Source organism: Paenibacillus sp. S29, from assembly GCF_049319765.1.
GTDB lineage: Bacteria > Bacillota > Bacilli > Paenibacillales > Paenibacillaceae > Paenibacillus > Paenibacillus polymyxa_B.
This window is the reverse complement of the sequence record NZ_JBMOUI010000003.1, coordinates 116,549-140,099: the sequence shown is the minus strand read 5'-3', so window position 1 is coordinate 140,099 and position 23,551 is coordinate 116,549. Positions and strand designations below refer to the sequence as shown.

The window sequence follows — 23,551 nt, the reverse complement described above, 5'->3', positions numbered from 1 at the left end:
CATGGTGTCCAACAGCTATCTCATCTTCATTATTCTGGCCTTTACGCTGGGCGGAGTGCTGATCATGAAGCGTGATACGATACCGACTCCTCTCAAAAAGTGGATGGCCCTCACTGCTGTAATCATGGTTTGCCTTGCCTTTTATCTCATTGTATACAGCTTATTAAATATAGGTTCCAACCCACAGTAAGGAAAATTATACTTTCGGGCGTAAGAGGTCATACTATGGCATAATAAGCCATGGTATAAGGAGGATCTGCCGTTACATGCATCCTGTAAAACCTCTTGCCCTGCTGCTTACGGTAAGCGTGGCGGTTTCTTCGTTTTGGCATCCGTCCCTTACTGCCGCAGCCCTACCCCACATTACGTTCGATCAGAGGAGGCTCTCCATGAGTGAAATTGTAAAACGCGCTAATGCGCCAGTGGAAAATACATGGAAACTGGAAGATTTGTTTCCCAACCGCAAAGCATGGGATCAAGAATACGAAGAAGTCAAACAACTAGCCAAAAAGGCTGAACAATTCCAAGGCAAGCTCAATTCAGCAGAGTCGATTGGCAGCTGCTTTAAATTGGAAGATGAATTGTCGCTTAAAACCGAGCGTGTATATGTGTACGCACATCTGCATCATGATGAGGATACAGCTGAACCTACATACCAGGGTCTTTCGCAAAAAGCCAAAAAATTAGGCGTTGAGGTTAGCGAGTCTCTTTCTTTCGTGACGCCTGAAATTTTGGCATTGCCGGATCATCAGCTCGATGCCTTCATTGAAGATCCGAAGCTTGCAGATTATCGGTTTACACTTCAAGAAATGAAGCGGGAAAAAGCACATATTCTGGGCAAGACAGAAGAAGCGTTGCTCGCTCAGGTTGGCAATCTGGCTCAAGCCCCGCAAACGATTTTTGGCATGCTCAACAATGCCGATCTGAAGTTTCCAAAAATTAAGGATGAAAACGGCAAAGAGGTTGAGCTGACTCATGGCAGCTACATTCAATTCCTCGAAAGTCCGCATCGCGAAGTTCGCGAACGTGCTTTTAAAGCGGTATATGACACATATGCCAAAAATAAAAATACAATTGCTTCTACACTAAGTGCCAATGTAAACAAAAATATTTTTTATTCTCGTGTTCGCAAATACCCTTCTGTACTGGAAATGTCACTGTACGGTGACAATATTCCGAAGGAAGTGTATACGAATCTCATTGATACCATTCATGAAAGCTTGCCCCTGCTCCATCGCTACATCAAGCTGCGTAAAAAGTTGTTAGGTGTGGATGAGCTCCATATGTATGATTTGTTCGCTCCACTTGTGGACGAATACAAGATGGACATTACGTATGAAGACGCCAAAAAGCAAACAAAGGAAGGCCTTAAGCCACTGGGCGCGGACTATCTGGCTTCGTTGCAAAAAGGCTATGATGAGCGCTGGATTGATGTATACGAAAACGAAAACAAACGTACTGGTGCATACAGTTGGGGAGCTTATGGTACCCACCCATATGTGCTGCTGAACCATAAAGATAACCTGAACAGCATGTTCACACTTGCTCATGAAATGGGGCATGCGTTACATTCGTACTATTCAGACAACGCATTGAAGTATAGAGATGCACAGTACACCATTTTCCTGGCTGAAGTGGCATCCACAACCAATGAAGCGTTGCTAATGGACTACCTGCTGAACAAATCAACCGATCCGAAAGAGAAAATGTACCTTCTCACCTACTATGCAGATCAATTCCGCACAACAGTATTCCGTCAAACCATGTTTGCGGAATTTGAGAAAATTGTACATGAACGCGCTGAACAGGGGGAATCCCTTACACCGCAGCTCTTATCAGAGATTTACTATGATCTGAATGTGAAATATCACGGGCCTGGTATGAAGGTAGACAAAGACATTGAAATGGAATGGGCACGGATCCCTCATTTTTATAACAGTTTTTACGTCTACAAGTATGCTACTGGCTTCTCGGCAGCAACCAGTTTCTCGAAACAGATTCTGGAAGAAGGCCAGCCAGCCGTTGACCGTTACTTGGGCTTCTTGAAGAGCGGTGGCAGTGATTATTCAATCAATATTTTGAAAAAAGCTGGCGTTGACATGTCCTCTCCGCAGCCGATCCGCGAAGCGATGAGCGTATTCGAAGAAGTCATTACAGAAATGGAAAAGCTAACTGAAGGAAAGTAAAACCGTGCGCACTTAAAATCCAGCATTGAAATAATGCACGGATAAATCCCTTGTCCATGGCGGGCAAGGGATTTTATAATGTAACGGGAGGAGGTGGCATTTTGAAAACACAATGGTCTTTGATCGCAGCTCTTGTTATTGCTTTGTTAACAGCTGTATTTGCTGTTATTAATGTGAATTCGGTTCAAGTGAACCTTCTATTCAGTATGGTTAGCATTCCTTTGATTTTGCTTATTCTTGGTTGCACTCTTCTAGGTGGACTTATTGTCGGTTCTTTCGGTATTTTCCGCCAATATAGGCTTCAGAGAGAGATTAAACGTCTGACTACTCAGCTTCATACACTACAAGAAGAGCACACATCCACGGTGGAAGCAAACGCGGATGTGACCTATAACGCGACGGGTTCTTCCAGCACAGGGTCTACATTCGACCAAGATATAGAGCAACCGTCCTCTAACCCTGATCGGTTGTCCAAATGAGGAGGAGCAACAAATGACGATTCAATTAAATGAAGATTATATGATGAACTTTTTAAATCAGCTACTGAACACACCCAGTCCCAGTGGGTATACACACCATGTGATGGAGCTGATTCGTAAAGAAGCGGAAAGCCTCGGGGTGCAAATCGAATGGAATGCAAAAGGCGGTGCCATCTTGACTCTGAAAGGTCAGGAAACGGACCATACGGTGGCGCTGAGCGCACATGTGGATACATTGGGCGCAATGGTGCGTTCCATTACAGCACAAGGCACCCTACGTCTGACATCCGTCGGCGGCTTCATGATGAACAGCATTGAGAACGAATACTGCCTTATTCATACCCGAAGCGGACAAACGTATACAGGCACTATTCTGTCCAGCCATCCATCCGTGCACGTCTATGATGATGCACGAAGCTTTGAGCGCAAAGAGAGCCATATGGAGGTACGGATTGACGAGCTTGTCGGGTCAAAAGAAGACGTGCTTCAGCTCGGTATTGCGGTGGGCGATTTTATTTCGTTCGATGCGCGTCCAGTCGTAACACCAAGTGGATTTATCAAGTCACGCCATCTAGATGATAAAGCTAGTGTAGCTGCACTGTTTGGTTTACTGGAATCTGCTGTACATGGAAACTGGAAGCCTCGACATACCGTTAAATTGCTCATTTCCAACTACGAGGAAGTGGGGCACGGAGCGGCTTACATACCCGAAGGAATCAGTGAGATGATAGCTGTCGACATGGGCTGTATGGGTGAAGATCTGAGCTGCAAGGAAACGGATGTTTCTATCTGTGCCAAGGATTCCTCCGGACCTTATGACTATACTATGACGACCCGTCTGATTGAGCTGGCCAAAGAGCTGAATATTCCGTATGCGGTAGATATTTATCCGCACTACGGTTCGGACGCTTCGGCTGCACTAAGAGCCGGTAATAACATCCGTGCTGCGTTGATCGGCCCTGGCGTACACGCCTCCCATGCCATGGAGCGCACGCACAAGCAGGCCGTGGTGAACACTGCACGTCTGCTTGCAGCTTATGTGATGGTTTAATGCGAACGATAAAAACCGACCTGTTCCACTGGAGAATAGGTCGGTGAAGGCTTAGTGAAAGGAAATCACAGCTATGGATCTGAAAAAACTACGTTACTTTATCGCAGTAGCGGAAGAACTGCATTTTAACCGTGCTGCGAAAAAACTGAATATTACCCAACCTCCCTTGAGCCAACAAATTCAAAGCCTTGAAGAAGAACTTGGCGTGAAGCTTTTGGAACGAACCAAGAGGCAAGTTCGACTTACATCAGCAGGAGCGATATTTTTAGAAGAATCCAGAAACGTGGTTGCTCAATTGGAAAGATCCATCAAGATCACACAGCTTGCAAGTCAGGGGAAATTCGGACAATTATCCATCGCTTTTGTAGATTCAGCCTCTGGCAGTCTGATGGTTAATGCCTTGAAGAAATTCCGAGAGCGTTTTCCAGATGTGAAGCTTACGTTATTTGAAATGACATCTGTCCAACAACTGAAAGCTATACACGATGGCAAAGTTCACGTGGGCTTCCTGCGCTGTGCAGATCCATCTATACATATCACTTCTCGTCTTTACACCAACGAATCGCTCATGGCCGTTCTTCCTCAAACACATCCGTTAGCCCACCATTCAACCTTGTCTTTACGTTCTTTAGCGGACGAATCTTTTATCCTGTCTCCGCCTCATATGGGAGCTTCTTTTCATAACCTCATACTGGACTTTTGCGGACAACACGGATTTCAGCCTCAAATCGTACAGGAAGCCGTTCAAATGTATACGATCGTTAACTTGGTAGCGGCAGGTATAGGTATCTCCATTGTCCCCTCTTCCGTTTCTGTCTTTCAACGCAGTGATGTCGTATTTCGTTCCTTTCAAGAAGAGTCTCCGTCCATCCCACTTTATGCTGCATGGAAAACAGGTACACACGAAACTGTTCTGACTCATTTTCTGGAAGTGGTTGAAGAAACAGCTTGTAGCGAAGAGTTAGACATGTAAATCTCCTTGATCGTATATCTTAACCTGTTTTTCTCGGATCACGTTCAACAATACCATTTAAAATGCTATCCAATTGTCTCATGACCTGCTCATCTAGACGGACACCCGCGGCTTTTACGTTCTCTTTAACCTGCTCGGGCTTGGAAGCACCGATAATAGCTGAGGACACTTGCGGGTTTTGTAAAACCCATGCGACTGCAAGCTGAGGTAGCGTCAGTCCGCATTCTTCTGCAATCGGCTGAATTTTCTTTACTGCCAAAAGGACTTCTTTACGTAACCATTGTCCAGCCAAACGTTCGAAAAATGGTGACCCTGCTGTCGTAGAAGCTCGTGATCCCTCGGGTAACGGCTTGTCTGCTGCATATTTACCAGAAAGAATACCTTGTGCCAGAGGTGACCAAACCACCTGCCCAATCCCTTCCTGCTCACAAGCGGGAATCACTTCAGCTTCAATGACACGCCACAGCATGGAATATTGGGGCTGACTTGCCACGAAAGGGACCTTTAATTCCTTAGCCAGAGCGGCTCCTTGCTTTATCTGCTCTGCTGTCCACTCGCTTACTCCTACATACAAAACCTTCCCTTGCCGCACCAAGTCGGATAAGGCCAAAAAAGTTTCTTCAAGCGATACGGTTGGATCAAAACGGTGTGCATAATATACATCAATATAATCCGTTTGCAGGCGTCGAAGAGAAGCATGGCAGGCCTCCATGATATGTTTGCGAGACAGCCCTTTATCATTCTGTCCGGTACCTGTGGGATGAAAAACCTTAGTACATAATTCAATACTTTCACGGCGTATTCCCTTTAAAGTATAACCTAAAACCGTTTCCGCCATGGTATCCGAATACACATCAGCAGTATCAAACGTGGTAATCCCTGAGTCTAGTGCAGCGTTTACACAGGCTTGCGCTATAGTATCATCCACTTGAGCACCGTGGGTGATCCAGTTTCCCAATGCGATCTCACTTACCATTAATCCACTTTTTCCAAGTTTACGATATTCCATTTTCAATTCCTCCCTCCCATATGCAATCCATTATACCCACCGTAATTTAATATTAGAAATATATAATTCACGCACTTTTAATATGAAAAACATATTAATAATTCGATAAAAAAGCAAGCCTCCACTCTGAATGGTGACTTGCTTCTGTATTATTAAGATTTACTTTGTTCAATCTGCTCGGCCAGCTCATTCAGGTAGGTCCAGCGTTCCATTTGGTGCTCCAGATGCTGTTCGGCCTTCACTTGCTCAGCCATGAGCTCCTGTAGTCGTGCTGAATCACTGAAAGACTCTTCCATCTGTCGCTGAATGTCGGCCAACTTCTGTTCGGCTTGTTCAATCAGCTCATCAATTTGCTCATATTCCCGCTGTTCCTTGAAGGTGAATTTGAGCTTGGTTTTACTTGTCTCCTTAACTGAATCAGAAGGACCCGCAGACTTAGGCGCGGAAGAGCGATTCGAGGAAGCCGTACTCGTCGAGACAGACGTATTCACAGAAGATTGAGCATTTTTACTGATCCATTCTGCATACTCGCTATAGTCCCCTACATGTACTCGTACCTGTCCATCCCCTTCAAACGCCAGTATTTTGTCCACTGTCCGATCCAGGAAATAGCGATCATGAGAAACAATAAAAACCACGCCTGGGAATTCATCCAGATAATCTTCCAAAACGGAAAGGGTCTGAATATCCAGATCATTTGTTGGTTCATCCAGCAATAGCACATTCGGTGCCGACATCAGAACACGAAGCAGATACAAGCGCCGTTTTTCGCCTCCAGACAGCCTGGAAATAACCGTCCATTGCGCGCTTGGTGCGAACAGGAAACGTTCCAGCATTTGTGCAGCTGTAATCGTCGAACCGTCTGCTGTACGAATCACTTCGGCTTCTTCCTTAATATATTCAATGACACGTAATGATTCGTTCATTTCCTGATGTTCCTGAGTAAAATAGCCAAGCTTCACCGTCGGTCCCAGCATAACGTTGCCGGAATCCGGTTCTATATGCTGCGCAATCATTTGGAGCAGAGTGGATTTCCCACTACCGTTAGGACCTAGGATACCAACACGATCACCAGGAACCGCAATGTAGCTCAAATCCTGTATCAGCTTACGAGAATCTACCGATTTGGACAGATGCTCGATCTCCAATATCTTTTTACCCAGACGTGTGGAGGCGACGGACATATCTACAGATCCAGAACGAGCTTCCGGTTGCTGATCCCTAAGCTGCTCATATCGGTCAATACGCGCTTTCTGCTTGGTGGAACGAGCCTTTGCTCCACGGCGAATCCATGCCAGTTCATTACGCAGCAGGTTCTTCCTTTTTTGTTCCGTAGACGCTTCCCGCTCCTCACGTTCTGCCTTCAGCTCCAGAAAACGGGTATAGTTAGCCTCATAACGGAAAAGGCGGCCATGATCCAACTCCAACATGACATTTGCAACTCTATCCAGAAAATAGCGATCATGCGTGATCATTAACAACGCACCACGTCTTTTTTGCAAATATTGCTCCAACCATTCAACCGACTCATTATCAATATGGTTTGTAGGCTCGTCTAGAATGAGCAACTCGCAGGGTTGGATCAAAGCCGCTGCCAAAGCCACCCGCTTGCGCTGTCCGCCGGATAGAACGCCCATACGAGACTCAAACTGGGTGATCCCCAGTCGGGTAAGTATATTTTTGGCCTCACTCTCTAGCTGCCATGCCTGGAACGTATCCATTTGCTGACTTGCTCGCAATAGACGGTTTTGAAGCTCCTCGCTACCCGGGTTTAACTCCAACGACTCCATGGTTTCCGTATATTCACGGACCGCTTTCATCTCAGGCTGGTTGCCATGAAAAATATGCTGGAGTACCTTCATTTCGGGATCAAACTCCGGATTTTGTGCTAGATACTGAATTCGCACATCGTTGTTCACTGCAATATTGCCATCATCTGGCGGCTCTAATCCGGAAATTACCCGTAAAAACGTTGATTTACCGGTGCCATTTACACCGACGACCCCTATTTTGTCACGTTCATCCATACCAAAGGAAGCATCCTCGAACAACATTTTCTCGCCATAGCTTTTCGTTATATGTTCAACGGTCATAATATTCATACGGATTCCCTACTCTTCCCCAATTTTGTGATGCATCCTGTTTATTTTAACACAGACACAGCCAATGATTAAAAAAACCGTTACCTGAACGAAGTCAGTACGGTTTTTTAGCAACAAGATGTGTCAGGATTTTTGTATTCCGGCTTTACAGCCATGCATAAATAAGTTCGCCACTAATTCAGCCGTCTGATCCACGTCACATTCGCGGAAATCTTGATTCAATAAAATATCCATTTTTAGGCGTTCCAACATACCAATGAATGCCTTCGCATGAAACTCGGACTGCTGTACACCCTCTGACGACAGTTTATTTTTGACCAAATCAGTATAGTCCTGAATAAATCCCCGCATAAACTCCATTAGATCGGGATCACTGTTGGGGGTCATAAAAAATAATTTAGTATGCTGCTTACGCTTGTAATAGTAGTGCAGATGCAAATTCGCCATCCGCAGCAGTCCTTCTCCCAAAGTACGATTAATTAATGCACCTTGCATTTCGGCTAGGTATTGCTCACAATCTCTACGTGTGACTGCTGTAAATAGCTGCTCTTTGCTTTTAAAGTACAAGTATACTGTGCCTTTGGCAACTCCCGCTTGTTCTGCAATCTCGGAAATTTTGCTTTCATAGAAGCCTTTGGTGCCAAAGACGGCGTAAGCTGCGTCCAAAATAGCTTCATATTTATCTCCGTGGATATCGCCCATCTTAGCACCTCCTTATACAAGGATTGAACACGGTCAATTCTTATAACAGTTAATTCCTTGTAACGATCTCCAACCCTGTGTTCAGAGTATAAAAAAAATACCTGCAAGAGCGACCAATCCTCCGAAAATAGAACTAATACTATTCACCCGATCATTGCTCATCCAACGCCAGCCTCGTACATAGACCGTCGTTTGTCCACAATGTGAGTCTACTTCTACTTCTCGTCCGCAAACCGTGCAGGAACGCATCATTTGCACTGTAGCACCTAGATAGGAATCAGCAAAGGCCCCGGCGCTACCGGATATACCTCCAACCAGTGCCCACAACCATAACGGCAAGCTCGGGGTTCCTATGACGTGTCCAAAGCCCCATGCACCTATGCCGATCAGTACACCCCCAGCCAAGGCCGCAGCCGTTCCCAATACAGAGACTCCTCCTGAGGTTCCGGGTGCTAGCACCTTCCCGTTAAGCACCGAACGGGGTGGCCTACGACTCAGGCTGCCAAATTCCGTTGCCCACGTATCGGATGTGACCGTAGCCATGACACCGACAAAAGCCAGCTGCCACGTAACATGGGGCCATATCGCATAACACAGGCATAACAGCATACCTAATCCACCATTGGCCCATACTTGGCCTGCATCCCGGTTTCCGGTTTTGGCATACGATTTTTCCAGTTTAGCCTTGCGCTCCTTTTTGAACCTCGACAGAAGGGTCGACGTGATAAAGAACAAGAGCAATGTGCCGAACCAGAACAGGTTACCCGCCCCATAATATACAGTTCCCATCAGTACAGCCGCGGCAAAGCCAGATAAGGTTAAGGATTTTTTATAAAATGCAGCTCCGGCCACCACAGCAGCACAAAGCAATCCGATGATCCAGTCCATGATATACCTCCGCTTTTGAAATGAATCTCCGTTTTTCTTTTTCGTTCTCTATATTATTGTACAACGCTCTACGCTTATATAAAAGCCGTGTCCCATGCTTTGGCACAGGACACGGCCTTCACGATGCTTATAGACGGGAATCGCTCTTTACTTCCCAACCACCAAGAACATTCCCTTTTTAATCCTCTTCATAGATGCCGTTCACAAATTTATGCGATGGTGAAGCTTCCCTGACGATCACTCCCCCAGAAGAGTTCAAAGCGATCCCCGCTTGTTGTAGGCCCAACACCTGCCGGAGTACCTGTGAAAATAATATCACCCTCACCCAGCCCATAATGAGTCGCTATATATTCAACGATATGCTGGATAGAAAAAATCATATTCTTAACATGTCCACGTTGCACTTCCTGTCCATTTTTGAGCAAGGAAAAATCCTGCTGCTCCAGCATGTCCAATTTTTCTAAAGGCAGGAATGGTGTCACGGGAGCAGACGATTTGAAGCCTTTGGCGGCGGTCCATGGATGGCCTTTTTTCTTGAGAACACTTTGTACATCACGCAGGGTAAAATCAATGCCGAACGCAAATGCGTTCAGACATGTATCTGCGGACATGCCTGGTTCGTATTTACGTCCTACAGCCACAACCAGCTCAGTCTCAAAATGAATATCTCCTTGCCCCTGAGGAAGCTCCAGCGTGGCGCCATCCAGCGGCACGACTGCATGAGACGGCTTCAAAAAAATCATCGGTTCTGCGGGAACCTCATTACCCAGCTCCTCCGCATGCAACTTATAATTGCGTCCGACACAGTAAACATTACGAATATCCACGTTCATCACGATCCGTCACCCTTCCCGCGTATGTAGTTCAATTGATTAACGAATAAGTTTACGTATATAGTGCCACATCCGGTGCTTGGAAAGCAAAAAAACCTGCTCCCAGCGATCCGGCCAATTGGTGCAAATCATCAATTCAGGATGCAATGAGGACAATCTCCGCATTATACGGCGGTCATCCACCGTCCACGCCATAACAGTAATACCGCGTCCGGTGAGATCTTTCATCAGGTTTCGATCCAAACGCGGATAGCCCATGGATAAAAAAGTGCATTGTAGCTGCTCCAGTTGCTTTGCCAAGTCATCTGGACGCGCGTCGATAATCAATCCGGTACGGATTTCAGGAGACAGCTCCTTAGCCCGGCGTAATGCGGCACGCTCAAAAGAGGTTAATACCACCTCTCCCTGCATCCCTCTCACCACAATTTCACGGAGTACGGCTTTCTCCAGCCCTGGATACATATCTCCCGCTGTTTTAAGCTCAATATTGAGCGATACGCGGCCACGACATAAATCCAGTACCTGTGCGAGGGAGGGGATCATTTCTCCACGGTATTCTGCACTTTTCCAGCTACCAGCATCAAGTTGTTGCAATGCTTTCCAATCCGAATCCTTTACCCGCCCTGTACCATTCGTCGTTCGCTCCAGCGTAAAATCATGAATTACTACCGGAACACCGTCCTTTGACAGCTGTACATCCAGCTCAATCCAGTGTACAAATGGTTGCTCCAACGCAAGCCGAAAGGCTGCCATCGTGTTCTCGGGAGCAATCCCCGAAAAACCGCGGTGAGCCACGCACAAATGATTCATCTTGTTATGACCTCCATCCACAAAGGAGTCCCTCATACGATCGTTCCGTCAATTCCCATATAAAAAATTTCTTTTCGAACTTCTATTGAGCGCTTACTGTACCATCCGTCCCTATCGAGACATTTCCCGGTGACAGTGCCGCCACTCTCTGCAAAATTTTGCTGGCCTCCGTATCCTTCAATGGGATTGGTTGACCTAGCTCCGCCCGGTAAGGGGTCAGCTTCATTTCGCAAGCCCCTTTTCGGGTACAGGTTGCCTGAAATATCGCTGTATCCCAAGTGGCTGGCACCGTTGATTTAGAAAAAATAAAATTGCCTGTGCTGTATGCAATCCATTTACCTTTATATTGCTCCATCCCTTGAAGCACATGTGGATGACCGCCAATGACAAGATCAGCTCCAGCATCAATAAAAGCATGCGATAACTCGGTTTGATGGGGCTCAAGTACAGTAGCGCGCTCCTTCCCCCAATGGGCAATGACAATCACCAGATCGGCCTGCATTCGTGCCTCACGGATGGACTTTACGATAGCGGTCGAATCATAGGCTCCTGCTACACCGGGCAGTTTGGCGCCCGCATTCCAGTTGGCTTCAGGCATAACACGTGTAGTCCCCAACAACGCAATTTTAATCCCTTTACGTTCAAAATAATGCGGCGCATACGCTTCTTTTGCATTACGTCCAGCTCCAGCATGGGCAATACCTTTTTCATCCAGATATTTCAGTGTATCCAGTAATCCGCCTGTGCCCTGATCCAAAATGTGATTGTTGGCCAAATTGACAGCGTCTATCCCTGCCGCAGCCAACGCAGTTAACGCCTTGGGCGAAGATTTATACACATACGTTTTATTTAACGCACCCACACCATTCGTTGTCACGGGCGTTTCCAGATTGGCCATCGTCAGATCGTCTTTATGAAACAAGTTTCCGAGATATTGATACGGAAAATCAAACCCATTCTGCTCCAATCGCTGCTCAACTTTACCGGAAAATTGCACATCCCCTACAAAGTGAAGCGTGACTGTCGGAGAATCTGCATCGTCTGTTTTTGATTTTTTTACATCCTCCGTTCCTCCCTTATCGGCGGATGGATTACCGTCGTATACATCCTTGGACATATCGTTCCCTGCCTGCCCGTCTTTCCCTGAGGATAATTTTGCTCCTGAAGAGCTGCCTTCGGGAGCATTTGTGTCAGACGTTGTCGCGGGACGATGGCTTGTGTCTGAAACAGCAGATTGCTTTGTTTCATCGTCAGCAAATTGCTTATCTGCATGGGGGCCTTCGTCCAGCTGTTTATTTGACAAGGCTGTATCACTTTCACTGACCGAGGGAGTAGACCTCTCTTCACTAGCAGATTCCCTTTGGATTTTCTTCTCCGTTTGCGAATACCCGGCATTTTCCGCAAGAGAGCCACTGTTGTCGTGTTCAAATATGTAATAATAACCGAAAAGACCTACGATCATAAGCAGTAGGACCAGATTCGTAAAGATCCAAGCCTTGCCTATTTTTGGTTTTCTTGCTTTCTTGCGACCTTCATTTCGCTGTGATCTGGGAGGGTACATTCTTCACTCCTTCTATGCTATTGCATTTGCATAACTTCTTTATTAGCTGGCGAATTTTACACCTTCTCCATTATATATCAAATTTCAATATAAATAGAACCCCTCGCATGGATCGCGAAGGGTTCATCATCGAACATTTACACCTGTACCTTAACCGCTTCCTGCTGTGTCGTTTGGACGGCATTAGAGGCCCATTCCTTAGCTTGACGGATGCAATCCGGTAAACCAATCGCATCATAGCCAGCGCCCAAAACATACACGCCTGGCATGGCAGTGCGTAACTCTTCCCGCAAATCAGCTATAGCCTGCGGGTGCCCTACCGGATATTGAGGCATGGAATTGCGAAGACGTGTAATTTCCGTGAACAGCGGAGTTGCTGTAACTCCCATCATCTCTTTCAAATCCTTACGTACCAGTGCAATCAGCTCATCATCCGGTAACTCTACAGTGTCTTCAGCTCCTGCTCGCCCTACATAACAGCGCAACAGCACCTTATCGTCCGGGCTAGTATGTAGCCACTTGGCAGACGTCCATGTACAAGCGGTCACGCTGCGTCCTTCTTTGCGAGGAACCAGAAAACCAGAACCGTCAAAGACGTTCTCAATATCTGTTTTATCAAAGGCCATGACCACGTTTGCTACGGAGACGTAATTAACGGCTTCCAGTGCAGCCACATTGACATGATCTCGCAATAGCGGCGCAGCAGCAAAGTTGGGAGTCGTTACAAAAATATCATCCGCCTCCAGCGTCTCTCCATTGTCCAGCATAATGCGATATGGGCTGCCTTCACTTTCCGTTGTCTTTGTGAATTCAGTAACAGCAATTCCGGTGCGTAAATCACAGTCATACAAATCATTCAGCAACGCATGCACCAAACTTTGCAAGCCTTGACGGAAGGTCAAAAAGGCGCTTTTTTTCGTCCCCGTATGTGTTTCAGCTGGTTTTCGACCTGTCATCATCCCGTGAATGAGGCTTCCGTATTGCTGCTCTACCTCAGCAAATTGTGGGAAGGTCGCTTGCAAACTTAGCGTCTTCATGTTGGCAGCATAAATCCCTGCCAGCAGTGGCTCGGTTACATTCTCTAGCACTTCTTTGCCCAGTCGGCGTTCAATAAAATCACCCAACGCCTCATCTCCCGGTATACGGCGAGGCGGAAGGACAAAATCCATCATAGCCCGCATTTTCCCGCCTAAAGAGATCAATCCGCTGCGCAAAAAGGGTTTCAGCTCCGTTGGAATCCCCAGCACCAGGCCAGGAGGCATCGGATGAAGCTGTCCTTCATGCAAAATGTATGTCTTTTTAGCCTCAGGATTTGTGCTCACCAGCTCATGATCCAGCTCCAGCTCTTTTGCTAGGTCTATCATAGCTGTTTTACGGGCCAGAAAGGAATCTGGCCCCTTTTCAATTACAAAACCATCTTTATGCAGCGTTTCAATTTTCCCGCCCAGCACGGAAGCTTTCTCCACCAGCGTGATTCGAGGTGTGTAGCCAGCTTCTTTGTACATTTTTCGTGTATAAAAAGCAGTGCTAAGCCCGGTCAAGCCTCCGCCTACAATCACAATATTACGTAACTTTTGCTCCATTATGTCCTCATCCCTTTTTCCATTGGTCTATGATGACATCACTAAGCGTCTCCATATACAGTGGATCACTGTTGAGTGAATCAATACGCTGAAAACGCATATCCAATTCCTTCGCCAACGCCTGTGCTTCAATATCCAGATCGTATAACACCTCTAAGTGATCAGAAACAAAGCCAACTGGCGCAGCCAGCACATACTCCACTTGCTCCTCTTTAAGGCTGTGCATGGTATCCAAAATGTCTGGCCCCAGCCATGGCTCTGCTGTACGACCAGCGCTTTGCCACGTAAACTGCCAGTTGGTAATTCCCGCTTTGTCCGCAACAGCCTGCGAAGTAGCCATTAATTGCTCCACATAAGGATCACCCATAGCCAATATCCGTTCAGGCAAGCTGTGCGCACTAAACAGAACACGAACCTCATCCCGCTTGGCTCCAGCTTCTTCAAAAAGCGCCAGTTTGGCGTTCACACGCTCAGTCAGCGTCTTAATCAGCTTAGGATGAAGATAATAGCTCTCCACAAATGATATGACCAGATCCAGTTCCTGTGCCTTAGCCTGCGCGCGCTTAATATAAGTGCCTACACTCATAACGGAATAATGCGGAGCCAGCACGACACCTACCGCTGCACGGATGCCATCTTGCACCATGGCTTCCACACCGTCCTCAATAAACGGTTTGGCATGTTTGAGTCCCTGATAACAGACAAATTCAATGTCCGGGTTGCGATTTTCCCGGTTTAAGGTTTCCTGCAGGTTTTGAACCTGCCGATCCGTATTCTGACGTAGCGGAAACACACCGCCCACAATAGCTTCATAACGATCCTTTAATTCCTTTAATTGCTCCGGCGAAGGAGCATTACCACGACGAATATGTGTATAATAGGCTTCCACCTGATCCAGACTCTCCGGCGTCCCGTAGGACATGACCAGTACACCCACTTTGGTTTTCATTAGTAGACCACCTCTTAACATTTCTAATGTATTAATTTTTTGACAAAACCGAACGGGAATACTCATGCACATAATTAGTAAGCTCTCTTAGCTTATCTAGCGAGGCTTCAGGAAATAAACCGTGACCGAGATTGAAAATGTAACCCGGCTCCAATATGCCTTCATCTACAATGGTTTTCGCATACTGCTTGATAACATCGATTGGCGCAGTAAGCACATAAGGATCCAGATTTCCCTGTACACCAAAACCGTTGCCCAAGCGACGACGTCCTTCAGGTATACTTACCCGCCAGTCCAGTCCAATCACATCGGCTTTTAACCCATTCAAGTGTGGAAGCAATTCACCAGAGCTTACGCCCGGGAAATAAATTTTAGGTACATCCAGATCAGATAATTCATGGAAAATACGTGTGATAGTCGGCAGCACAAAAGTTTGAAAATCATAAGGCGAGAGCGCACCTACCCAGCTATCAAACAATTGAAAAGCCTTACCGCCATTAGCGATATGAGCTCGCACGTATGTAATAACCATGTCCCCTAGCTTATCCATCAGGCGATGCCACAACTCAGGCTCTCCATACATCATCGCTTTGGTGCGAATATATCCTTTGGAGGGTCTTCCTTCTATTAAATAGCTTGCAATGGTAAAAGGCGCTCCAGCGAATGTAATCAATGGCACGTTCAGTTCACGGTCCAAAATACGAATCGTTTCCAAAATATGACCCAAATCGCGTTCCACATCAATCGGACGCAACTTGTCTACGTCTGCAGCTGACCGGATCGGATTATCAATAACCGGACCAATATTTTTGACAATATCAAAATCAACCCCTAGCGAGGCTACCGGATTCATAATATCAGAATATAAAATTGCAGCGTCTACCCCAAGCTTGCGCACGGGCATCAAAGTCACTTCTGCGGCCAGCTCGGGCTGGCGGCATATTTCAAGCAACGTGTATTTTTCTTTAATTTTGCGATACTCAGGGTCATACCTTCCGGCCTGCCGCATGTACCATACGGGAATATGATCCACAGCTTGCTTGCGGCAAGCGCGGATAAAAGTATCATTGTAGGTCATGACTTCAGCCTCCAGTTCGAATCATAAATACTATATTTTATTATGCCCTTTTTCAAGAGTCGTAACAACCGCAGCTCTCGAACAAACCATGACAAACCCATGACATTTGGATAAAGTTTCAATGAAGTGTGCTATACTAGAGAAATGGCTTTTTTAAAGCTCGGGAGAAGTTATGCTTTGATAAGTAGGATTTACAACAGGATGAGAATGGGCAGAAAGGAAGTGAAAGCACATTGAAAACGTGGGAGACATGGAAAATCAATCTCATTGTGCTTTGGTTCGGTCAGTTTCTGGTCAATGCGGGTATTACGATGATTACTCCGTTCCTTGCCCTGTATCTGGCTCAGGACCTTCATGTGAAGGGAGAGCACGATATTGGTCTATGGGCCGGAGTTATTTTTGCCGCTAACTTTTTGACCTCATTTATGTTCCAGCCTTTGTGGGGGAAGCTGGCTGACCGATATGGACGTAAAGTCATGCTGCTTCGCTCAGGCTTTGGTATGGCTTTGGTCATCGGATGTATGGGTTTGGTCACCCACCCGTGGCAACTGCTGGCGCTTCGCCTGCTGAACGGTACGATTTCGGGTTTCAATCCGGCATCGATTTCCTTAGTGTCGGGTACCACTCCCAAAGAGCGAACCGGATTCGCTATGGGAATTATGCAATCCGGTCAGATGGCTGGCACGATTCTCGGCCCTCTGCTAGGCGGATTTTTGGCTGACTGGGTCGGATTCAGACCGATTTTTTATATTACAGGCACTCTAATTTTTATAGCCTCGCTTATCGCAATGTTTCTGGTTAAAGAAAATTTCAGCAAAACGGAAGCTGCACGCATACCGCAAATTTCGGTTCTTGCCGGATTAAAGGAGTTAAGCCATACGCCCCAGCTTCCGGCTTTGTTCACCGTAACGTTTTTGCTCCAGTTTGCCATGATCAGTACGGTGTCTCTTCTGCCGTTGTATGTGCAAAAGCTGTATGGATCGGCAGAAGGAATTGCGTTGATTGCCGGGTTTGTTACGGCTATTACAGGTGTATCCAATATGGTTGCTGCACCGCTCCTTGGAAGACTGAGTGATAAGATAGGCGCACACAAGATCTTGACCATTGCACTGCTTGGAACGGCGGTTATGCTTATTCCGCAGGCTTTTGTCAATGAAGTATGGCAACTTGTCATTATCCGTTTTTTCATGGGTGTATTTATGGGCGGTCTGCTGCCAAGCGTAAATGCGCTGATTCGCACGTATACACCGGAAGGAATGGAAAGCCGTTCTTTCGGCTTCAATACCAGTTCGCTGGCGCTGGGGAATATGCTGGGTGCTGTCATTGGCGGGGTGCTATCCGGGTTTATTGGCATCGAAGGATTGTTTATCATGTCAGGTGTCCTGTTAATCGTCAACATATTCTGGGTACGCATAAAGCTCTTTGATCGTAAGGCTACGCCTGATTTCAGGTAAGATAATCTTAGGGTAAGACAAGCCTGCCTTAACAGACAAGAACCTCCTTATTCACGCTGCTGTGGACAAGGAGGTTCTTTTTTACATAGCTATACATATGGAATGCATGCTATTTAACTCGAGCTAGCGCCAATCCATCGTAAGCTGGCAAAAGCGTGCTGACCAGCCGCGGATCTGTTGCTATCGTTTCGTTAAACCGTCTCACGGCTTGGACGGCAGGGCCGTTCTTATCCGTATTCAGCGTCCGTCCGCGAAGGAAACAGTTGTCTCCCGCAATAATGGCACCCGGATTCGCCAGAGTAATCGCATATTCCAGATACACCGGGTAATTTTCCTTATCTGCATCTATAAAGAAAAAATCGAAAGTTCTTCCCTCTTCCTGAAGTTCCTTCAAGCTGTCAGCTGCGGGTCCGATACGGTATTCGACACGGTCACCGTAGCCGTTGTTTTCCATATGTCGATGTGCCAGCGCTGCGTACGCTTCTTTCAGCTCCAGTGACACAATGCGACCCTTTTCTCCCAGCCCACGGGCCAGACATAATCCGCTGTAGCCGCCTAATGCGCCGATTTCCAATACATGCTGTGCGCCAGATACTTCAATTAGAAAGGTCAACAGTTTTCCGTAAGGATGGGCAACGGATACTTCCGGCATACCTTCTTTAACGATAGCCTCCCTGATACTGCGCAGTGCTTCATCCTCTTGTACCAGCTGGTCTACATATTGTTCAGGCGTCATATTTGGTGTAATTTCCACGGTTCATCTCTCCTTCTTGCTTAATCATAACGTAGGTTGGACGTGGTGTCCTTCGTAAATTTTTCACCTTAATGATTTGTCTCTTCGAGTACAATGACCTATACTATAGGGATTGAACCAAGCTTACATGATTATGGGGACGGAGTGAATACGTTTAATGACTCAACTGCAACTAATTGCAACTGCGCCAATGGGACTTGAAGCCGTCGTGGCCCGGGAACTCAGAGAACTCGGGTACGAAGATCTGACCGTTGAAAATGGCCGCGTCGTTTTTACCGGAGATTATATGGATATATGCCGGTGTAACCTGTGGCTTCGCACATCAGACCGCGTGCTTATAAAAATGGGTGAATTTGCTGCAACTACCTTCGACGAGCTGTTCGAGGGTACCAAAGCATTGCCTTGGCAGGATTGGATTCCTGTAGATGGTGAATTTCCCGTAGAGGGACGTTCGCACAAATCACAGCTTAGTAGCGTACCAGCCAGTCAGGGAATCGTCAAGAAGGCGATTGTAGAGAAGCTCAAGGAAACCTACCACACAGATTGGTTTGCTGAAGATGGCCCTCGTTACGTCATTGAGGTCATTCTATTGAATGATCGTGCGTTGCTGACACTTGATACGACCGGTCCAGGACTGCACAAACGCGGCTATCGTAAGCTCGTTACAGAGGCGCCTCTCAAAGAAACGATGGCTTCTGCTCTTATTCAGCTTAGTCGCTGGAGCCCTGACCGACCATTCTATGACCCATGCTGCGGTTCCGGTACTTTGTTGGTCGAAGCTGCCATGCAAGCCTGGAACATTGCGCCAGGCCTGAGACGTACCTTTAACTCGGAAGACTGGCCTGTCATTGGCAGAGAATTATGGGATCAGGCTCGCGACGAGGCGATGGATTTGACCCGCGATGACATTCCTTTTGAGATTGCAGGTAGCGATATCGACCCAAATGCCATACAAGTTGCTGAGGCAGCTGTAAAAGCAGCAGGCTTTGCTAAAGACATCTCTCTTAAGGTGATGCCTGTAACTAAAGTCAGACTCGAAGGACAATATGGTGTGATGATTACAAACCCACCTTATGGCGAGAGACTGAGCGAGCAATCCGAGGTGGAAAAGCTGATCCGTTCACTCGCACGCACGGCAGCCGAAATGAAGACTTGGTCCTTCTTTGCCATCAGTTCCACCAAGCAATTTGAGCATTATTGGGGCCGAAAAGCAGACAAACGCCGGAAGTTGTTTAACGGCCGGATCGAATGCCAATACTATCAGTATCTAGGCCCTCTGCCTCCGCGCCGCAAAGATACTTCGCCGTTGCAGCCTTAAATATGATGAAGCCTAGGCCAGGAAACGAACTCTCTGTTCGTTGTTCTGGCCTGATTTGTGCTGTATTTTCTTTACTTAATCATTGAAATGCGCGAGATGAGCGCTATAATAATTAAAGGCATTTCGGTTTTAACATTACGTTAATATGTAGTTTATACTAGCCGAACATTTCTGCCAGAGGGGGTAAAGTGTTGGTTATTCGCACGTCCAGTGCAAGTCACACTGGTAACACGTTAAGCAGAATGCTGCTGTCTCGATATTTTGGATTAGGTCTGTTTTTTGTACTTATGATCGGCAAGCTCGTACTGATTCACTATAACTTGCATGCCCAAAATATTGACATGAATCCGCTGGATTATGTCATCGCTATTGGTTCGCTTTTACTTGTGAGCTTCTGGACCTTATGGCTGCCACGTCGCGGACGTTTGATTGCTCTTGTGGTGCTCGATATGTTGCTCACCGCGCTCATTTATTCCGACATGGTTTATTATCGTTATTTCCAGGATTTCATTACGATTCCCGTCTTACTTCAAGCCGGACAAGTTGATTCTCTGGGCGGAAGTATCGCATCCCTTATGTACTGGTGGGACATTTTCTTTTTTGCAGACTGGATTCTATTCATTCCGTATGTCATATTTGTGGCTTCCTTACGACGTCGACTTACAACGAATGATACTTATTTAGAAGCATCCCGAAGCTCGTTCACAAAGAGATTTCTGCTTCGCTTCTCCAAAGGAGCATTGGCCTTCCTGATTGGCTACGTATTAACATTTGGGCCGATCAAATATTATACCTCCACATGGGCAACTGGCATATTTGTCGGCAACTGGTGGTCGATGGCCTTGTACAACGTAACCGGATTGGTCGGATTTCATGGATATGACATCTACCGCTATGGTCAGGATCACCTTGGTCCCCAGCCTACATTGGCTCAAGCAGAATCCGATAAGGATAAGGAATGGTTTAATCAGCATCAAAAGTTGCTTCAGGTTAAAAATGATCTATCTGGCAAGTATAAGGGCAAAAACGTGATGGTCATTCAAGCTGAAGCGTTCATGAACTTTTTTATCGGCAAACAGATCAACGGTCAAGCGATTACGCCTAATTTTGACAAACTGACGAAGGAAAGCATGTATTTCAACAATTATTTTCACCAGACTGCGCAGGGCCGTACTTCGGACGCGGACTTCTCTACACATGCTTCGCTGCATCCGCTCCCTACAGGCTCCGTATTTATCCGTTATGCGGACCATAAATTCGATACGTTACCTTCCATTTTGAAGGATACTGGGTATAGTCCCAATGCGTTTCACGTGTACGACAGCAGCTTCTGGAACCGTTACACCATGTATAAGGCAATGAACTATGACAAGTTCTACAGTAAAAAAGATTTTAAAATAGATGAGCCACTGGGTTGGTCCCTGGGAGATAAATCCTTTTTCCGTCAAACGCTCAATGATCTCACCACCGAAGTTAAGCAGCCGTTCTACGCCTATATGGTCGGTATCTCGAGCCATCATCCGTACAACCTGTCACCTGACGCGGTAGATTTAGATGTTGGCGAGTTTGAAGGTACCATGTTCGGAGACTATCTGAAATCTGTCCATTATGTAGATGAAGCACTGGGTGAATTGGTAGATCAGATGAAGAAAGACGGATTGTGGGATGATACGATCCTGATGTTTTATGGGGATCATGACAATTCCATTAAAGAAAAAGCACTGTATGAGAAGTTTTTAGACAAGCCACTTACGGATCTCGACATGCAGAAAATCATGAATCAGGTACCATTGCTTGTGCATCTTCCTGATGGAAGCCAGGCGGGCACGTATACGGAACCGGCAGGTCAGTTGGATCTGACCCCTTCCGTCATGCACCTACTTGGGATTTCTACAAAACCATATCATTTTATGGGAAACGATCTGTTTAGCGGGAAGCCTCGTATGGTTGTGCTGCGTACTGGTGCTTTCACCGATGGACGAGTGTACTACATTCCATCTGAGGATGGTACATTCTCCAAAGGAACCTGTTACAACCTGAATACAGGCCAGCCTACAGATGTTAACGCCTGCGGACCGGGCTATACCGAAGCTCTCAATCGGTTGAACATATCTGATCAGGTTATCACATACGATCTTATTCGCGAATGGGAACCACAAACAAAGAAGTAACTCCTTCTGTATCTAATAGACTTTCTGTGGGAGGTTGCTGACATAGCATCCTCCCCGAACTCTTTTAAGGATGCCGATCGCATAATCGCCCTGCATATAACAAAAAAGCACGATCCATCAGCTTGTAGGTGCTGTGGATCGTGCTTTTTTATATGGATTGTCACTCGACTGCGCTCGTTACCATTCACAAATGCTTAGGAACGCAACGTTTTTTTAGCCTGTTCAAGCCGTTGTACCTCTTCACCAAGCATGTCCTCCGCAACTTCTACTGCATCGTCACCAAGGCTATCCTTCGCCTGCTGTATGGCATGTTCCGCATGAGTGCGAGATTGCTCCGCCTGTTCAATCAGTTGCTCAGCCGGATGTGACAATGCTTGAGAGACGGCATTGTGCAGCCTGTCCACCGAGTTTTGTGTTTGAGCCTCAACGCTGTGATTGTCGAGATTGGAATCATATTGGGCCATGAGTCACACCTCCTTCTGGGCAGTGTTCTACATCCATTAGCATGGATCAGAAGAAGGGGAACTATTCAAAAATTGCAAATGCTGCGTACTGGAACTATTTGATAAAGCGCGCAGCCTTCTCCAATACTTCATCCTCTGTGGCCGCACTCACATAACGTCCGTTCACATACACAAACGCCCGTTTTCCACAAGGACCGCAATACGATTTGCAGCCGATTTTGATCTCGGCATCTGGTGCCATCTTTTGCAACTTGGGCAAGATCGTTTTCAAGCGGATATGATTGCATTCATCACATACGCGAATATCATTGGCCATCTGTCATCCCTCCGAGCTCCGGCTTAGTGGTCGCCGTGATTACCTTGGGAAGGGTTAGTAATGACAAATCCTTCTTCGGGGAAGTACAAGTAATCAATTTTTACACCATCCAGCAGCGGCTGGCCGTTTTCCAAAATGACGTCAATGCCTTTATCTGTAGATACGACAGTATCTGTTTCTTTAGGCGTGTCCAAATCCAGCCCGTAATGAGCATGATCTCCATGAGCATGAGTAATAACAACGCGCAGGCTCTTCCCTTGGTTCTCTTCCTTATCCAGTTCAAGTTTCAATACTTTAGCTGCGTTACGAGTAATTTTGCAGTTCATCAAACTTCATCTCCTTCATATTCATTAAATGAAATGTGGTTCATTGGATACATATCCACACCACACAACCTAGCGGGTAAAATCAACAACTCAAATAATTAGCCTCTATCCCAGAGGGAAAGAGGTACTACGGCGGCACAGCTGCGCCTGAAACATCGTCATGAGCCAATAGATCACAATTATGTTCAGCATAGCAAAAGGCAATATTCCTATTGTAAAGAAAATCGTGAAAAATCGCAATCACGAAATTCATAAGCTTATCTACCGAACACGTACATGCTGTTTTTCAAGCACATCTGGATATTTTCGTTCGGCACGGGTGACAAACCAATTCATAAGCAATAGCGTCACACCAATATCGTCGATGGGCATAAACGGCATGACATCAGGTAATACCCAATAGAGCAACACAGGCACCGCAAAGAGTAATTTTTCTCCCAGCGGAATCCTTGATGAAGTAATAAATCGGGGCATACGACGAAATACATGTGACCATTGACGGAGAGATAGTAGTCTTTTCCACTTCATAGGTTGTTCACTCCAT

Annotated in this window: 23 protein-coding genes; 8 read left to right on the top strand and 15 right to left on the bottom strand. The window is 46.4% G+C overall.

Going from position 1 to position 23,551, the window contains the following annotated elements:
- Position 1: 1 nt before the first annotated feature.
- From ACL9RM_RS06075 to ACL9RM_RS06055, 5 genes are all read left to right on the top strand, one after another.
- Entirely contained in the window at positions 2-190 is a 189-nt protein-coding gene (locus ACL9RM_RS06075; protein ID WP_025715827.1) for a hypothetical protein, read from the top strand.
- A gap of 199 nt (positions 191-389) precedes the next feature.
- Positions 390-2,186: an oligoendopeptidase F gene (gene pepF, locus ACL9RM_RS06070; RefSeq protein WP_069291632.1), complete on the top strand. Its 1,797-nt coding sequence runs from the start codon at positions 390-392 to the stop codon at positions 2,184-2,186.
- A gap of 56 nt (positions 2,187-2,242) precedes the next feature.
- Positions 2,243-2,665 carry a LapA family protein gene (locus ACL9RM_RS06065; RefSeq protein WP_069291631.1) on the top strand — a complete coding sequence of 141 codons (423 nt, stop codon included), beginning with the start codon at positions 2,243-2,245 and terminating at the stop codon, positions 2,663-2,665.
- A 13-nt stretch (positions 2,666-2,678) separates the two neighbouring features.
- Positions 2,679-3,716 carry a M42 family metallopeptidase gene (locus ACL9RM_RS06060; RefSeq protein WP_069291630.1) on the top strand — a complete coding sequence of 346 codons (1,038 nt, stop codon included), beginning with the start codon at positions 2,679-2,681 and terminating at the stop codon, positions 3,714-3,716.
- 73 nt (positions 3,717-3,789) lie between these two features.
- On the top strand, positions 3,790-4,689 hold the full coding sequence (locus tag ACL9RM_RS06055) for a LysR substrate-binding domain-containing protein (RefSeq protein ID WP_069291629.1): 900 nt from the start codon (positions 3,790-3,792) through the stop codon (positions 4,687-4,689).
- A gap of 19 nt (positions 4,690-4,708) precedes the next feature.
- On the opposite strand, the gene ACL9RM_RS06050 is transcribed toward ACL9RM_RS06055, so the two are convergent.
- From ACL9RM_RS06050 to hemE, 10 genes are all read right to left on the bottom strand, one after another.
- Positions 4,709-5,698, bottom strand: coding sequence for an aldo/keto reductase family protein (locus ACL9RM_RS06050; RefSeq protein WP_061828609.1), 990 nt, complete (start codon positions 5,696-5,698; stop codon positions 4,709-4,711).
- A gap of 152 nt (positions 5,699-5,850) precedes the next feature.
- Positions 5,851-7,800: an ABC-F family ATP-binding cassette domain-containing protein gene (locus tag ACL9RM_RS06045; RefSeq protein ID WP_250268010.1), complete on the bottom strand. Its 1,950-nt coding sequence runs from the start codon at positions 7,798-7,800 to the stop codon at positions 5,851-5,853.
- 123 nt (positions 7,801-7,923) lie between these two features.
- Positions 7,924-8,502, bottom strand: coding sequence for a TetR/AcrR family transcriptional regulator (locus ACL9RM_RS06040; RefSeq protein WP_250268009.1), 579 nt, complete (start codon positions 8,500-8,502; stop codon positions 7,924-7,926).
- 81 nt (positions 8,503-8,583) lie between these two features.
- Positions 8,584-9,390, bottom strand: coding sequence for a DUF92 domain-containing protein (locus ACL9RM_RS06035; RefSeq protein ID WP_250268008.1), 807 nt, complete (start codon positions 9,388-9,390; stop codon positions 8,584-8,586).
- Between the two features lie 209 nt (positions 9,391-9,599).
- Positions 9,600-10,223: a fumarylacetoacetate hydrolase family protein gene (locus ACL9RM_RS06030; RefSeq protein WP_165176715.1), complete on the bottom strand. Its 624-nt coding sequence runs from the start codon at positions 10,221-10,223 to the stop codon at positions 9,600-9,602.
- A 39-nt stretch (positions 10,224-10,262) separates the two neighbouring features.
- Positions 10,263-11,033 (bottom strand): glycerophosphodiester phosphodiesterase, encoded by a 771-nt coding sequence (locus ACL9RM_RS06025; protein WP_250268007.1) that lies wholly within the window; start codon positions 11,031-11,033, stop codon positions 10,263-10,265.
- A gap of 82 nt (positions 11,034-11,115) precedes the next feature.
- A complete protein-coding gene (locus tag ACL9RM_RS06020; protein ID WP_250268006.1) occupies positions 11,116-12,594 on the bottom strand; it encodes a CapA family protein in 1,479 nt (492 codons plus the stop codon).
- Positions 12,595-12,731: 137 nt separating this feature from the next.
- Positions 12,732-14,177, bottom strand: coding sequence for a protoporphyrinogen oxidase (gene hemG, locus ACL9RM_RS06015; protein WP_250268005.1), 1,446 nt, complete (start codon positions 14,175-14,177; stop codon positions 12,732-12,734).
- 7 nt (positions 14,178-14,184) lie between these two features.
- Positions 14,185-15,126, bottom strand: a complete 942-nt coding sequence (gene hemH / locus ACL9RM_RS06010) for a ferrochelatase (RefSeq protein ID WP_250268004.1) — start codon at positions 15,124-15,126, stop codon at positions 14,185-14,187.
- A gap of 31 nt (positions 15,127-15,157) precedes the next feature.
- A complete protein-coding gene (hemE, locus tag ACL9RM_RS06005) occupies positions 15,158-16,204 on the bottom strand; it encodes a uroporphyrinogen decarboxylase (RefSeq protein WP_061828618.1) in 1,047 nt (348 codons plus the stop codon).
- Positions 16,205-16,437: 233 nt separating this feature from the next.
- Between hemE and ACL9RM_RS06000 the strand changes: the two genes are divergently transcribed.
- Positions 16,438-17,658, top strand: a complete 1,221-nt coding sequence (locus ACL9RM_RS06000; RefSeq protein WP_250268003.1) for an MFS transporter — start codon at positions 16,438-16,440, stop codon at positions 17,656-17,658.
- Positions 17,659-17,767: 109 nt separating this feature from the next.
- On the opposite strand, the gene ACL9RM_RS05995 is transcribed toward ACL9RM_RS06000, so the two are convergent.
- Positions 17,768-18,412 carry an O-methyltransferase gene (locus ACL9RM_RS05995; protein ID WP_250268002.1) on the bottom strand — a complete coding sequence of 215 codons (645 nt, stop codon included), beginning with the start codon at positions 18,410-18,412 and terminating at the stop codon, positions 17,768-17,770.
- 157 nt (positions 18,413-18,569) lie between these two features.
- On the opposite strand from ACL9RM_RS05995, the gene ACL9RM_RS05990 reads away from it, so the two are divergent.
- Complete coding sequence (locus ACL9RM_RS05990) at positions 18,570-19,730, top strand: THUMP domain-containing class I SAM-dependent RNA methyltransferase (protein WP_250268001.1); 1,161 nt, start codon at positions 18,570-18,572, stop codon at positions 19,728-19,730.
- A 188-nt stretch (positions 19,731-19,918) separates the two neighbouring features.
- Positions 19,919-21,901, top strand: coding sequence for an LTA synthase family protein (locus tag ACL9RM_RS05985; RefSeq protein ID WP_250268000.1), 1,983 nt, complete (start codon positions 19,919-19,921; stop codon positions 21,899-21,901).
- Positions 21,902-22,095: 194 nt separating this feature from the next.
- Here the strand turns inward: ACL9RM_RS05985 and ACL9RM_RS05980 are convergent, their stop codons facing one another.
- The 4 genes from ACL9RM_RS05980 to ACL9RM_RS05965 form a co-directional block, all read right to left on the bottom strand.
- Positions 22,096-22,365 (bottom strand): hypothetical protein, encoded by a 270-nt coding sequence (locus tag ACL9RM_RS05980; protein ID WP_061828621.1) that lies wholly within the window; start codon positions 22,363-22,365, stop codon positions 22,096-22,098.
- Between the two features lie 94 nt (positions 22,366-22,459).
- Entirely contained in the window at positions 22,460-22,681 is a 222-nt protein-coding gene (locus ACL9RM_RS05975; protein WP_007429791.1) for a DUF1450 domain-containing protein, read from the bottom strand.
- Between the two features lie 23 nt (positions 22,682-22,704).
- Positions 22,705-23,007, bottom strand: coding sequence for a heme biosynthesis protein HemY (locus ACL9RM_RS05970; protein WP_013309686.1), 303 nt, complete (start codon positions 23,005-23,007; stop codon positions 22,705-22,707).
- 261 nt (positions 23,008-23,268) lie between these two features.
- Positions 23,269-23,535 carry a hypothetical protein gene (locus ACL9RM_RS05965; RefSeq protein ID WP_023987991.1) on the bottom strand — a complete coding sequence of 89 codons (267 nt, stop codon included), beginning with the start codon at positions 23,533-23,535 and terminating at the stop codon, positions 23,269-23,271.
- Between the last annotated feature and the right edge of the window lie 16 nt (positions 23,536-23,551).